The organism is Streptomyces sp. NPDC088197 (assembly GCF_044741185.1).
GTDB lineage: Bacteria > Actinomycetota > Actinomycetes > Streptomycetales > Streptomycetaceae > Actinacidiphila.
Genome location: NZ_JBIUSD010000002.1, coordinates 102,859 through 115,800 on the forward strand (window position 1 = coordinate 102,859; position 12,942 = coordinate 115,800).

General features: G+C 71.0%; 15 protein-coding genes. 2 read left to right on the plus strand and 13 right to left on the minus strand.

Going from position 1 to position 12,942, the window contains the following annotated elements:
- Window positions 1-4: 4 nt before the first annotated feature.
- The 11 genes from lepB (ACIOC1_RS05265) to proS form a co-directional block, all read right to left on the minus strand.
- Window positions 5-769 (minus strand): signal peptidase I, encoded by a 765-nt coding sequence (gene lepB, locus ACIOC1_RS05265; RefSeq protein WP_355346404.1) that lies wholly within the window; start codon window positions 767-769, stop codon window positions 5-7.
- Window positions 770-866: 97 nt separating this feature from the next.
- A complete protein-coding gene (lepB, locus tag ACIOC1_RS05270) occupies window positions 867-1,631 on the minus strand; it encodes a signal peptidase I (RefSeq protein WP_401852752.1) in 765 nt (254 codons plus the stop codon).
- A gap of 106 nt (window positions 1,632-1,737) precedes the next feature.
- Window positions 1,738-3,024, minus strand: coding sequence for a signal peptidase I (gene lepB / locus ACIOC1_RS05275; RefSeq protein ID WP_401852118.1), 1,287 nt, complete (start codon window positions 3,022-3,024; stop codon window positions 1,738-1,740).
- Window positions 3,017-3,778, minus strand: coding sequence for a signal peptidase I (lepB, locus tag ACIOC1_RS05280; RefSeq protein WP_355346395.1), 762 nt, complete (start codon window positions 3,776-3,778; stop codon window positions 3,017-3,019). The genes lepB (ACIOC1_RS05275) and lepB (ACIOC1_RS05280) overlap by 8 nt, the downstream gene beginning before the upstream one ends.
- Window positions 3,779-3,810: 32 nt before the next feature.
- Window positions 3,811-4,161 carry a 50S ribosomal protein L19 gene (gene rplS, locus ACIOC1_RS05285; protein WP_093716565.1) on the minus strand — a complete coding sequence of 117 codons (351 nt, stop codon included), beginning with the start codon at window positions 4,159-4,161 and terminating at the stop codon, window positions 3,811-3,813.
- 140 nt (window positions 4,162-4,301) lie between these two features.
- A complete protein-coding gene (trmD, locus tag ACIOC1_RS05290; RefSeq protein WP_355346392.1) occupies window positions 4,302-5,123 on the minus strand; it encodes a tRNA (guanosine(37)-N1)-methyltransferase TrmD in 822 nt (273 codons plus the stop codon).
- Between the two features lies 1 nt (window position 5,124).
- Window positions 5,125-5,739: a ribosome maturation factor RimM gene (rimM, locus tag ACIOC1_RS05295; RefSeq protein WP_401852122.1), complete on the minus strand. Its 615-nt coding sequence runs from the start codon at window positions 5,737-5,739 to the stop codon at window positions 5,125-5,127.
- A gap of 114 nt (window positions 5,740-5,853) precedes the next feature.
- On the minus strand, window positions 5,854-6,093 hold the full coding sequence (locus ACIOC1_RS05300; protein ID WP_355346386.1) for an RNA-binding protein: 240 nt from the start codon (window positions 6,091-6,093) through the stop codon (window positions 5,854-5,856).
- A 2-nt stretch (window positions 6,094-6,095) separates the two neighbouring features.
- Window positions 6,096-6,548 carry a 30S ribosomal protein S16 gene (rpsP, locus tag ACIOC1_RS05305; RefSeq protein WP_401852125.1) on the minus strand — a complete coding sequence of 151 codons (453 nt, stop codon included), beginning with the start codon at window positions 6,546-6,548 and terminating at the stop codon, window positions 6,096-6,098.
- Window positions 6,549-6,697: 149 nt separating this feature from the next.
- Complete coding sequence (locus tag ACIOC1_RS05310) at window positions 6,698-7,288, minus strand: hypothetical protein (RefSeq protein WP_188281222.1); 591 nt, start codon at window positions 7,286-7,288, stop codon at window positions 6,698-6,700.
- A 198-nt stretch (window positions 7,289-7,486) separates the two neighbouring features.
- The gene (gene proS / locus ACIOC1_RS05315) at window positions 7,487-8,899 is read right to left on the minus strand and encodes a proline--tRNA ligase (protein WP_355346380.1); all 1,413 of its coding nucleotides are present in this window, start codon (window positions 8,897-8,899) and stop codon (window positions 7,487-7,489) included.
- Between the two features lie 212 nt (window positions 8,900-9,111).
- Between proS and ACIOC1_RS05320 the strand changes: the two genes are divergently transcribed.
- Window positions 9,112-9,987 (plus strand): SAM-dependent methyltransferase, encoded by an 876-nt coding sequence (locus ACIOC1_RS05320; protein WP_355346377.1) that lies wholly within the window; start codon window positions 9,112-9,114, stop codon window positions 9,985-9,987.
- Window positions 9,988-10,213: 226 nt separating this feature from the next.
- A complete protein-coding gene (locus ACIOC1_RS05325; RefSeq protein ID WP_391050349.1) occupies window positions 10,214-10,720 on the plus strand; it encodes a DUF402 domain-containing protein in 507 nt (168 codons plus the stop codon).
- 64 nt (window positions 10,721-10,784) lie between these two features.
- On the opposite strand, the gene ACIOC1_RS05330 is transcribed toward ACIOC1_RS05325, so the two are convergent.
- Together ACIOC1_RS05330 and ffh are read right to left on the minus strand one after the other, a co-directional pair.
- Entirely contained in the window at window positions 10,785-11,309 is a 525-nt protein-coding gene (locus ACIOC1_RS05330; RefSeq protein WP_355346371.1) for a GNAT family protein, read from the minus strand.
- Between the two features lie 72 nt (window positions 11,310-11,381).
- A complete protein-coding gene (ffh, locus tag ACIOC1_RS05335) occupies window positions 11,382-12,941 on the minus strand; it encodes a signal recognition particle protein (protein WP_391050350.1) in 1,560 nt (519 codons plus the stop codon).
- Window position 12,942: the final 1 nt, after the last annotated feature.

Below are 12,942 nucleotides of genomic sequence, written 5' to 3' on the forward strand. Positions count from 1 at the left end.
ACGGTCACCTGCGCCGCCTCAGCAGCCCGGCCACCGGTCCGTACGCCGCGCCGCCGAGAATCAGCACGGCGCCCACGACCACCATGACGACGATCCAGCGCAGCGGCCCCTCGGCGGACGTACCGCCGCCCGGCACGGCCTTGAAGGCGGTCGTGGGCGACAGCGTCCCCATCCGCCCCATGGGCCACACCGTGCCGTCCACGCGGCCCTTCACGGCGCTCACGGGGACCGCGCCGTGCTGGGCGTCGCTGAGGCGGATACGGGAGTCCTGGGAGACCGCGCGGTTGTCACCGAGCAGGAAGAGCGAGCCGCGCGGCACCGTGGTGCTGAACTTCGTCACGGAGGCGGGAACGCCGGGAAGGCCGGAGCCACCGGGTGCGGCGGAGGCGTCGGAGCCGTCGAGATAGCCCTCTTCGTCGACCGCCGTGCCGTTCACCGTGAGGCGGCTCTGGGTGTCGCAGCACTTGACGACGTCGCCGCCGACGCCGACGACCCGCTTGACCTCGGGCAGGTCGCCCCAGAGCTTGTCCTGGAAGACCACCACGTCGCCGCGGCGCACATCGGAGCCGGAGACCTTCTGGGCCAGCACCCGGTCGCCCGGCTGCACGGTCGGCTGCATGGAATTGGTGGGCACTGTGTACGGCCGGTACTCGACCGCTCCCCAGGCGAAGCCGCCGAGGAACAGGGCACAGCCAAGAGCGATGGCCAGCCCGGACACCGTACGTCCGAACCGGCCCTCACCCTTGCGTATCGCACTGCTGCTGCTCATGGACCGGAACCCTACCCGGCGGTACGCCCCGGACCGTAGGCCCGGACGCCCGTCGGTGCTCGATCGGGCGCCCGCCGCCGCGGGCCGGGTACGTCCGTCAGTCCTCTTCCGTCTCCGCAGTGACCGGCGGCTGTGCGCGCAGCAGCTTGCGGCGGCGCATCAGCACCAGCGGCGCGGCACCGAGGAGGCCCACCGCGGCCGGGCCCGCGGTGCCCGCCGCGTTGATGCCCGGCTGGCTGAAGGTGCTGGGGATGGAGAGCCAGTCCCAGCGGTTGACCGGCCAGGCCACCGTCACGGCGCGGCCGACGACCTCGTTGTCGGACACGGTGCCGCCGCCGGGCAGCGTCATGTGGTAGCGGGAGTCGAGGGAGTCCTGGCGGTGGTCGCCCATGACCCAGATCCGGCCCTTGGGCACGGTGACCTTGAACGGCCGGTCGGGGGTGCAGGGGGTGTTGCCCGCGAAGACGTACGGCTCGTCCAGCGCCTTGCCGTTGACCTTCACCGGTCCCGTGCCGTTGCACTCGACCGTGTCACCGCCGACGCCGATGACCCGCTTGATCAGGTCCTTCTCCTCGGCGGACGGCATCAGGCCGATGAAGCTCAGGCCCTTTTGCACGCCCCTGGTCACCGCGTTGCCGCTGGCGGGCGGATTCTCGCCGAGCCAGCCGCCCGGGTCGTGGAAGACGACGACCTCGCCGCGGCTCGGCTTGGAGCCGAACCAGGGGGTGAGCTTGTCGACCAGGACGCGGTCGCCGCGCTCCAGAGTGTGCTGCATGGAGTCGGACGGGATGGAGAACGCCTGCACCAGGAAGGTCTTGATCAGCAGCGCCAGGACCAGCGCGATGCCGATCAGGAGCGGCAGTTCCTTCCAGAACGACCGGTTCTTGCTCGCGGAGCCGCCCGAGGAGTGGGACGGCGGCTCGTCACCCGAGCCGGGGTCCCCGGGGCCGCCGGGGCCCTGGGGGCGGTCAGCGGGACCGCCCGCCGCGGGGTCCCGCGGGTCCGTGCCGTCCGCCGGCCCCGCGGGGGCCTCCGGAGCCTGGCCGGGAACCTGACCCGCATCGGCGTGGCTGCCGGGGTACGACCCGCCGCCCGGGTACTGCCCGCCGCCGTACTCCGTACTGTCCGCGGGCTCGGGGACTCGGCCATCGGCCTCCGACTTGTCGACAGACGGCACCGTGACATCCCCTTTTTCGGGCTCGCCGGATCCAGACCGTGCGCCGACCACCAGGTCCCCCACATCCACTCCTCACTCCAGTCCGCCGCCTGCCCCGTTTCCGGCGCAGGCCCGCCACTCCCATAACGAGCGGGAGTTCCGCAGGAGTCGGTGTCTGGCTCGATCCTTGGCCGTTGTTGGCCTGGGCCACCCTAGCCGTCCCGGCTGTGGCCGCGGTCGCCGCCACCTGCGCGTCGGGGACGGACGCGAACGTGCCGGGTTCCTTCAGTCGCTCCCAGTGACCGAACGGCCAGGCGATGACAAAGGCCCTTCCCACCACCAGATTCAGCGGAATCGTGCCGCCTCCGGGCTTGTCCGTGTGGTACCGCGAGTCGGCCGAATCCGACCGGTGGTCGCCCATCACCCAGAGCCTGCCCTGCGGTACGTGCACGGTGAATTTCATCATTGAGGGTGGATTACCGGCGTAAAGATACGGCTCACTGAGGGGCACGCCGTTGACGGTGATGCGCCCGTCGGCATCGCAGCACTTCACGGTGTCGCCGCCGACGCCGATGACCCGCTTGATCAGGTCCTGCTCGTCGGCGGACGGCAGCAGGCCGATGTAGGTGAAGAACTGCTTCACCTGCTTGATCACCACGGGGTCGGGCTTCTTCTGCTCCTCGGGCGGCAGCCAGCCGCCGGGGTCCTTGAAGACCACGACGTCACCGCGGTGCGGCTCGGCGCCGAACCACGGGGTGAGCTTGTCGACCAGCACCCGGTCGCCGATCTTGATGGTCTGCTCCATCGACCCGGACGGGATGACGAACGCCTGGAGCAGGAACGTCTTGAGCACCAGCGCGATCAGCAGGGCCACCATGACCAGCAGCGGCACCTCCCTGGCGAGCGAGCGGCGGCGCTTGCGCTTGACCTTGCGGGCCAGTTTGCGGCGCTCGATACGGGTGCTGCCGCCGCCGGGCGGTCCGCCGTACGCGCCGTCGCCCGTGCCGCTTCCCGGGGCGCCGCCCGCGCCGGAGCCCGCCGCGCCCGTCACCGGGGCGGCGCGGTGGTGGCCGTAGCGGGGCCGCCCGCGGTTACCCATGGTGACCCGCGGCGGGTGCGGGGACGGCGGCGAAGGTCGCGGGGCGGTTGAGCCGGGTCCAGTGGCCGAACGGCCAGCCGATCCACTCGGCGCGGCCGATGACCTTGCCGAGCGGTACGGTGCCGCCGCCCGGTTCCCCGAGGTGGTCCCGTGAGTCGCGGGAGTCGTCGCGGTGGTCGCCCATCACCCACAGCCTTCCGTCCGGCACCACGATGTCGAAAGGTACCCGCGAGGGCGCGTCGCCGGGGAAGAGGTAGCCCTCGTCCAGCGGGCGGCCGTTGACCAGCAGCCTGCCCTGCTTGTCGCAGCAGGTGACGCGGTCGCCGCCGATGCCGATGACGCGCTTCACGTAGTCCGTCCCACCCTGCTGAGTGAACGATCCGTCGCCGTCGAAGACGATCACGTCCCCGCGCCGCGGATGGCCGCCGAAACGGTACGCCAGCTTGTTGACCAGCACCCGGTCGCCGACCCGCAGCGTGTTCTCCATGGAGCCGCTGGGCACTTGGAAGGGCTGCACGACATACGTGCTCACCAGCAGCAGCGCGACGACGCAGCCGACCGCGAGCAGCACCGTACGCCGCCACTCCGCCCACCAGCGCGGCACGGCCTCGCGCACGAGGACCCGCATCGGGGACCGGGATCCGGGACCCGCCGCATCGCGTCCTGACACGACGAAACGCGACCGCTCCTCCGTATCCGCCTCGTCGGCGGGAGAGGAACGGTCGCGTTCCGGAAGTGTCGCTTCGCTGTCCATCGAGGCCAGAGCTTATCCGGCCTTCCCATGGATCAGTTGTCGCGCTTCTCCTTGATCTTCGCGGCCTTGCCGCGCAGCTCACGGAGGTAGTACAGCTTCGCGCGACGGACGTCACCGCGGGTGACGACCTCGATCTTCTCGACGATCGGGGTGTGCACGGGGAACGTGCGCTCGACGCCGACGGAGAAGCTGACCTTGCGGACCGTGAAGGTCTCGCTGATGCCCGCGCCCTGGCGGCGGATGACAACACCCTTGAACTGCTGCACACGGGAGCGGTTGCCCTCGATGACGCGCACGTGGACGTTGACGGTGTCGCCGGGGCGGAAGGCCGGGACGTCGGTGCGCAGCGAGGCGCTGTTGACGCTGTCGATCAGGTTGGGCATGAGATTCTGCTTCCTCGCCGATGCCACAGGTCATCGACGGAATGTCGCGATGCGGATTTGCCAAAAAATGGGGTGCCGCCGCGTCGGACGGACGTCGTTCCCCCTGTGGCAGGGGCGCGCGCCGGACGGACAGCAGCGGCTCATTCTTCCACGGCCTCCGGGCTGGGCCCAAATCGGCCGTCGGGGCCGGGGCCCCAGCCGAGGATGGAGAGCATCTCGCGGTCCTTCTTGTCGAAGGCCGCGGGGTCGCAACGCTCCACCAGGTCGGGCCGGTTGGCGACGGTACGGCGCAGCGCCTCGTCCCGCCGCCAGCGCGCGACCTTGCCGTGGTGGCCGCTGAGCAGCACGTCGGGGATGCCGCGCCCGCGCCACTGCGGCGGCTTGGTGTAGACCGGGCCCTCCAGCAGATTGGCCATCGGTCCCGGCGCGAAGGAGTCGTCGCGGTGCGACTCGGCGTTGCCGAGGACGCCGGGCAGCAGCCGGGCCACCGCCTCGGTGATCACCAGGACCGCCGCCTCGCCGCCGGCCAGCACGTAGTCGCCGATGGAGACCTCGTGGACCGGCAGCCGGGTCGCGTACTCGTCGGTGACGCGGGTGTCGATGCCCTCGTAGCGGGCGGGTGTGAAGATCAGCCAGGGGCTGGCGGAGAGTTCGACGGCGAGCGCCTGGCTGAAGGGCCGGCCGCTGGGGGTGGGGACGACGAGCGCGGGGCGGCGGGCGCCCGCCTCGTAGCCGTCGGCGAGGGTCTGGTCGAGCGCCTCGCCCCAGGGGCCGGTCTTCATGACCATGCCGGGTCCGCCGCCGTACGGGGTGTCGTCCACCGTGTTGTGCCGGTCGTACGCCCACCCGCGCAGGTCGTGCACCCGCACGTCGAGCCGCCCGCTCGCCCGTGCCTTGCCGACCAGCGAGACGTTCAGCGGCTCCAGGTACTCGGGGAAGATCGTGACGACGTCGATCCGCATGTCACACGCCGTCCGCGTCGTCGCCGGACGTGGCGCCGTCATCCGTGGCGTCGGCATCAGTGGCACCGTCATCCGTGGCGTCGCCGGACGTCGCCACTTCCGCGTCGGCCTCGTCCAGCAGCCCCGGCGGCGGGTCGATCACCGCGCGCTGCTCCTCCAGGTCGATCTCCGGCACGATCTCGCCGACGAACGGGATGAGCACCTCGGTGCCGTCAGGCCGCCGGACGATCAGCAGGTCCTGGTACGGGAGATGGCTGATCTCGGCGATCCGGCCGACCTCGCGCCCGTCGACCGTCACGACGTCGAGGTCGATGAGCTGATGGTCGTAGAACTCCTCGGGGTCCTCCGGCGTCTGCTCCGGGTCGACCTCGGCGATCAGCAGCGTATTGCGCAGCGCTTCGGCGGCGGTGCGGTCGGCGACGCCCTCGAAGCGCAGCATCAACCGGCCGCTGTGCACGCGTCCGGTGGCGATGGTCAGCGGGCCCGTGGCGGCCGGGTCGGTAGCGAGGACGGCCCCGGGCGCGAGCCGCAACTCCGGCTCGTCGGTCCGCACCTCGACGCTGACCTCGCCCTTGATGCCGTGGGCGCGGCCGATCCTGCCGACTACCAACTGCATGTACGGCTCACTCTCCGACTCCGGAACAGGGATGAAAAGGGTACGAACGCGGCGCGGGCCGGGAGCGGCGACTGCCACCCCCGGCCCGCGCCGGTGTTCTCTGTGTCGGCCCGCTCAGCGAACCTGGTCCACGTCGACGAGGTCGACACGGACACCACGGCCGCCGAGGGCGCCCACGACGGTACGCAGCGCGCGGGCGGTACGGCCGTTGCGGCCGATCACCTTGCCGAGGTCGTCGGGGTGCACCCGGACCTCGAGCACGCTGCCGCGACGCAGGGTGCGCATACCCACGTGCACATCGTCAGGATTGTCGACGATGCCCTTCACGAGGTGCTCAAGGGCCTCCTCGAGCATGCTCAGGCCTCGGTCGACTCGGCCGCGGCCGGAGCCTCGGCGATGTCATCGGCCTTCTTCTCGGACTTCTCGGACTTCTTCGCCTTCGGGGTGATCGCCTCACCCTTGGGCTCGTCCGCGCTGTCCTTGGCGGCGGCCTCGAAGAGGGCGCGCTTGTCGGCCTTCGGCTCGGCGACGAGCAGCGGTGCCGGGGCGTCGAGGCCCTTGTACTTCTGCCAGTCGCCGGTGAGCTTCAGGATGGCGAGCACGGGCTCGGTCGGCTGGGCGCCGACGGAGAGCCAGTACTGCGCGCGGTCCGAGTCGACCTCGATGCGCGAGGGGTTCTGCACCGGGTGGTACAGGCCGATCTCCTCGATGGCCCGGCCGTCACGGCGGGTACGGGAGTCGGCGACGACGATGCGGTAGTGAGGCGAACGGATCTTGCCCAGACGCTTCAGCTTGATCTTGACTGCCACGGGAGTGGGTTCTCCTGGAATTGACGTGTTTGGGCACGGGGAACTTCCACGTGGGGTTGTGGGAGTCGTCGCGCCCGGTGGACGCGTCAGCCGAAGGAGAGAGGGTTCCTGCACGGCTGTCGAGTTCTCGACTGGACATTCTGCCACACTCAGCCGACCCCGACGACCTCCGGGATCCGGAACGGCTGCCCGCAGGCCCCGCACATGATGGGCGCCTGGGCCAGCACCGACGGGACGACCCGGACATTGCGCCCGCAGTCGCACACGGCCTTGACCCGTACCCCGCCGCCCGACGAGCCGTGCCTGGCGGCCGGCCCGCGGAAGGAGCGTGCGGTGTCGGCGGTGGTGGCCACGGTGTGCGCCTTGAGGGCGCGCTGCAGCCGGTCGATGGTGACCCGGTAACGCTTCCGGGTGTCCGGGCGCATCACCACGAGGGAGAAGCCGCTGCTCGGGTGCGGCTCCTCCGCGTGATCGAGGCCCATTTCGTCGGCGATGGCCAGGAATCGGCGGTTGTGGTAGCGGCCGGCACGCGAGGTGTCACGGATTCCGCGGGCAGCGGCGATCCCGTGCACGGCCTCGTGCAGCAGCCTTTCGAAGGAGAGCTCGTTGCCGCAGGCGGACGACGACTCTCCGATCAGGGACTCGGGCGCGGCCAGGTCGGGCAGCTCGGGATGGTGCCGTTGAATATCGGCCCAGGCGACTGCCAGCTCGGCGGCGAGAACAGGTGGTGTCGTGCTCACGCCGTGACAACGAGCCGGGCGCTCCCGGTGTTCCGATACCGGGCTACCGTAAATAATTTGCACTGATCGGTCAGTTCCGGATGATGCGCATGACGAAGGGCGGGTGTGCAGGTCTGTGGAGAACCCGCGCACCCGCCCCATCGACGGACGATTCACATATAACGCACGCCGCTTTTCGGTCAGCGGACGCGAGCGGCCTCAGTAGGCGCGCGCGACGATCGCCAGCGTGCCCGGAGTGTCGTCGGCGTCCGGCACCGAACCGTCGGGCGCTACCAGGCAGCGTACGGAAACGCCCTGCTCAGCCAGCTTGGCCTCGCCCTCGGGACCGAGGTCGGCCCAGGGGATGCGGGCCCAGCCGGTGGCGGCGGCCTCGGCGGCCTCCTCGATCGTCGTGACGTCCACGGTGCGGGACGTCCGGCGCTCGCGGGACTCGCGCAGCAGCGTCGCCTGGTCCTCTTCGAGCACCTTGGGCAGCAGGTCGGCCAGGGTGTCGATCGCGACCGGCTCCTTGCCGCCGGGAATCCGGCGGGCCAGCATCGCGGTGCCCGCCTCCAGGTCGCGCGGCCCGATCTCGACGCGGACGGGCACGCCCTTCAGCTCCCAGTCGACCGCGCGGCGGCCGAAGGGGGTGTCGGTGCGGTCGTCCACGTGCACGCGCAGCCCGGCCGCGCGCAGCGTCTCGCCGATCTCGCGCACCTTGGCGACGACCGCCTCGTCGCCCTTGATCGCCAGCACCACGACCTGGGTCTGCGCGAGCCTCGGCGGCACGCGCAGCCCGTTGTCGTCGCCGTGCGTCATCACCAGGGCGCCGATCATCCGCGTCGTGCTGCCCCAGGACGTCTGCCAGACGTGCTCCTGCGTGCCGTCCTTCGACAGGTACTGCGTGTGGAACGCCTTGGCGAAGTTCTGTCCCAGTTCGTGGCTGGTGCCGAGCTGGAGCGCCTTGCCGTCACCCATCATCCCTTCCAGGGTGAGGGTGTTGATCGCGCCCGCGAACCGCTCCTTGGCGGTCTTGCGGCCGAGGACGACGTCCATCGCCAGCACGTTCTCCATGAAGTCCGCGTAGACGTCCTTCTGGATCCGGGCGGCGTAGGCGCGCGCGTCCTCGTACGTGGCGTGGGCGGTGTGGCCCTCCTGCCAGAGGAATTCGGTGGTGCGCAGGAACAGCCGCGGGCGCAGCTCCCAACGGACCACGTTCGCCCACTGGTTGATCAGCAGCGGCAGGTCGCGGTAGCTCTGCACCCACTTGGAGAAGTACTCGTTGATGATCGTCTCGGACGTGGGCCGGACGACGATCGGCTCTTCCAGCTCCTTGCCGCCGGCGTGCGTGACGACCGCGAGCTCGGGCGCGAAGCCCTCGACGTGCTCGGCCTCGCGCGTCAGGTACGACTGCGGGATGAAGAGCGGGAAGTACGCGTTCTGCGCGCCCGCTTCCTTGATCCGCGCGTCCATGTCCTGCTGCATCCGCTCCCACAGGCCGTAGCCGTAAGGCCGGATGACCATGGTGCCGCGCACCGGGCCGTTGTCGGCCAACTCGGCCTTGCTGATCAGGTCCTGGTACCAGCGCGGGAAATCGTCCGCCTGGGGGGTGAGAACGGGAGCCTTTGCCATGACGCAGATGTTACGGCCCCGCCCGCCCCGAGCGTGAATCGGTCCGGTCGGCCCCGGGACCGGTGCGGCGCCTGGGCGGGTAGTTCCAAAAATGGGCACTCCGGACCCTGGACGGCGTCGGGATTCAGCAGTTGTCTGGCTTTCGGGGACGCAAGCGGCAGGTACGGCACCACGGGGGCAAAACGACGGCGCACATCTGATTGGGGCGGTCGATGGCTTCTACGCTCTATCGCGGAACCAGGTCCGACGCGGAGAGCAGGGCGCGGGACTGGGCGGAGATCCAGGAAAGGATGCTCGTCCCGCTGTACGAGAGCGTGTACGACCGGCTGGAGGTCGGCGCGGACACCCGGTTACTGGGCCTCGGCTGCGGCGCGGGGCTCGCGCTGCTGCTGGCGGCGGACCGGGGCGCGGCCGTCACCGGCTTCGAGACGGACGAGCAGCGGCTGGCGCTGGCCCGCGAGCGGCTGCTTCCCGCGCATCCCTGGGGCGGACCGGCGCGCGCCCGGGGCAGGACGCGGCTGACGGCGGGTGTTCCGCACCGGCTCACCGGCGGCTTCGACCTGGTCACGGCCTTCGACCCGGCGGCTCCGGCGGCCGAGTTGCTGCCGTCGCTGTGCGCCGCCGCGGCCACGGCGGACCCCGACACCGCGATCGTCCTGGCGGGCTGGGGTCCGCCCGAGCGGTGCGCGACCTCGCGGGTCCTGCGGGTGGCGACGCGGCTGGCGGAGCCGCGCGGGCCCGCCGCCCGGGAGGTACGGCTCAGCGGCCGGGACGACCTGGAGAATCTGGCGCTCGCCGCGGGGCTGCGCCCTGACGGCTCGGGGCGGGTGTCCTGCCCCTTCGGCTACCCGGATCTGCCGAGCGCGGTGCGCGGTCTGCTCTCCACCGGGCTCTTCGACGCGGCGGTCGAGGCCACCGACCGGCAGCAGGTCGACAAGGAGATCGCCGAGGCGCTGCACCCGTACCGGCGGCCGGACGGCTCGGTGCGGATGGAGAACGTCTTCCGGTATCTGATCGTCCGCACGCCGGACGCGGGTGATCCCGGCGGAGACCGGCCCGGCGGGCAGGCCGCGCGTAGGCGGGCGTAGGCGGGCGTAGGTAAAATCTTGCCCCGCTCCGATAACGGGTCCGCGTCCGAACCCGCGCCGGCGTCGTATACGAAGCGGCGCACGCGGTCCGGCCGGCCCACCCGCCGAAACCTCGCGGGGCCGTAGGAATCCGGTGGTCCGCGGGCATCCGGTGGCTCGCGCAGAACCAGGCGGTCCGCGGAAATTCGGTGGCCCGCCCCGCCGCGCGTCGGACAGGGTCGGCGGCATGCCCGACACTCCCCCGCCGCTCCCGGCCGCCGCCCCGACCACGGTCCGTCTGACGAAGGCCGGCCGCGAGAAGCGCCGCTATCCCGCGACCGTGCTGCACGACGACGGCGTACGCGTGACCGTACGCGCCGACTGGGCGGCGCCCGCGGCCAGGGACTTCGGCTTCGTCCGCTTCGAGCCCGGCGACGTGTTCACCGAGACCTACTGGCGCGACCGCTGGTACGCCGTGAAGGAGGTGCGCGACGGGCGCGGCTGCCTCAAGGGCTGGTACTGCGACATCGCCAGGCCCGCGCTCGTGGCCGCCGACGGCCTCACCGTCGAGGATCTGGACCTCGACCTGTGGGTGTCCGCCGACGGCACGGCCGTACTGCGCCTGGACGAGGACGAGTTCGCGGCGAGCGGCCTGCCGGGCACCGACCCCGAGGCCGCGGGGCGGGCCGTCCGCGCGCTGGACGAACTGGAGGCGCTGGCACGGGCCGGAGGGCTGCGCGGGCTGCTGGCCTGAGCGCCGGGCCCAGCGACCGCACCCCCGCGGATACGGATACGGGTACGCGTACGGCGGCCGGTCGTCAGTCGGACGGCAGGCCCGGCCACTCCTCGGCGGTGAGCGCGAACCGCTCGTGGTCGCGCCACGCGTCGTTGATGAAGAGCATGCGCGGCGAGAAGCCCTCGTGGCGGAAACCGAGCCGCTTGGCCATCGCGACCGAACGGCTGTTGTCCGGCTGGACGTTGATCTCCAGGCGGTGCAGCCCGAGCCCGTTCGGATAGCTGGTGAAGCAGCGGTCCACCACCAGCCGCAGCCCCTCGCTCATCCGGCCGGTGCCGTTGTACGGCAGGTAACTGTCGTAGCCCAGCGCGGCGTTGCGGAAGCGGGCCCGCACGATGTTGGCGACATTGCACTTGCCGACCAGGCCGCCGTCCTCGTCGTTGAAGATGAGGAAGGTCCGCAGCTCGCCGCCCTGCTGCCGCAGCAGCTCGTGGAAGCCGTCCGGGTCCACCGGATTCCACGGTCTGAGGTGTTCCGCCGAGCGCAGCACCGCCGCGCGGTGGGCTTCGGCGTCTGCGGGCCTGGGCTCTCGAATGGAAACGCGCATGCGCCCATCATCGCCTCCCGTACGGCGTGCGCGCCTCCGGGATGCGCACGCCGCCGGGTCCCGTCGCCGGGCTCAGCCCATGAACTTCTTGAACTCGTCGGGCAGTTCGAAGTTCTCGCCGCCCGGGGGCAGACCGAACGGGCTGTCGCCCTCCTGCCCCTGGCCCTGCTGCTCGCGGCGGGCGGCGGCGGCCGCGGCCTCCGCCTTGCGCTTCATCGGGTTGCCCGACTGCCGCTTGCCCTTGGCCTGCTTCTGCTGCTTCTTCTGCCGGCCCGGACCGCCGCCCATGCCCGGCATCCCCGGCATTCCGGGCATGCCGCCGCCCTGGGCCATCCGCGACATCATCTTGCGCGCCTCGAAGAACCGCTCCACCAGGCCCTTGACCGCGCTGACCTCGACGCCGGAGCCCTTGGCGATACGGGCGCGGCGCGAGCCGTTGATGATGTGCGGGTCCTGCCGCTCGCCGGGCGTCATCGACTTGATGATCGCGGCGGTGCGGTCGACGTCCTTCTCGTCCAGATTGTTGATCTGGTCCTTGATCTGGCCCATGCCCGGCAGCATGCCGAGCAGCTTGGAGATGGAGCCCATCTTGCGGACCTGCTCCATCTGGGCCAGGAAGTCGTCGAGCGTGAAGTCCTTGCCGCCCTTGCTGCTCTGCAGCTTGGCGGCCATCTTCTCGGCCTCGGCCTGGCTGAAGGTCTGCTCGGCCTTCTCAATCAGCGACAGCATGTCGCCCATGCCCAGGATCCGGGAGGCCATCCGGTCCGGGTGGAACGCGTCGAAGTCGTCCAGCTTCTCGCCGTTCGACGCGAACATGATCTGCTTGCCGGTAACGTGCGCGATCGACAGCGCGGCGCCGCCTCGGGCGTCGCCGTCCAGCTTGGACAGCACCACGCCGTCGAAGCCGACGCCGTCGCGGAACGCCTCCGCGGTGTTGACCGCGTCCTGGCCGATCATCGCGTCGACGACGAAGAGGATCTCGTCGGGGCGTACGGCGTCGCGGATGTCCGCGGCCTGCCGCATCAGCTCCTCGTCGACACCGAGGCGGCCCGCGGTGTCGATCACGACGATGTCGTACTGCTGGGTCTTCGCGAACTCGATGGAGTCCCCGGCGACCTTGACGGGGTCGCCCACCCCGTTGCCCGGCTCGGGCGCGTAGACGGCGACGCCCGCGCGCTCGGCGACGACGCTGAGCTGGTTGACGGCGTTGGGGCGCTGGAGGTCGCAGGCGACCAGCAGCGGGGTGTGTCCCTGGCCCTGGAGCCACTTGCCGAGCTTTCCTGCGAGCGTCGTCTTACCGGCGCCCTGGAGGCCCGCGAGCATGATCACGGTCGGCGGCTGCTTGGCGAACCTCAGGCGGCGGGTCTCGCCGCCGAGGATGCCGACCAGTTCCTCGTTGACGATCTTGACGATCTGCTGCGCGGGATTGAGCGCCTTGGAGACCTCCGCGCCCAGGGCGCGCTCCTTGACGTTCGCGATGAAGGAGCGCACCGCGGGGAGGGCGACGTCGGCTTCGAGCAGCGCGATCCGGATCTCGCGCGCGGTGGCATCGATATCCGCCTCGGACAGACGGCCTTTGCCCCGGAGGTTTTTGAAGGTTGCTGCAAGGCGGTCGGAGAGGGTATCGAACACG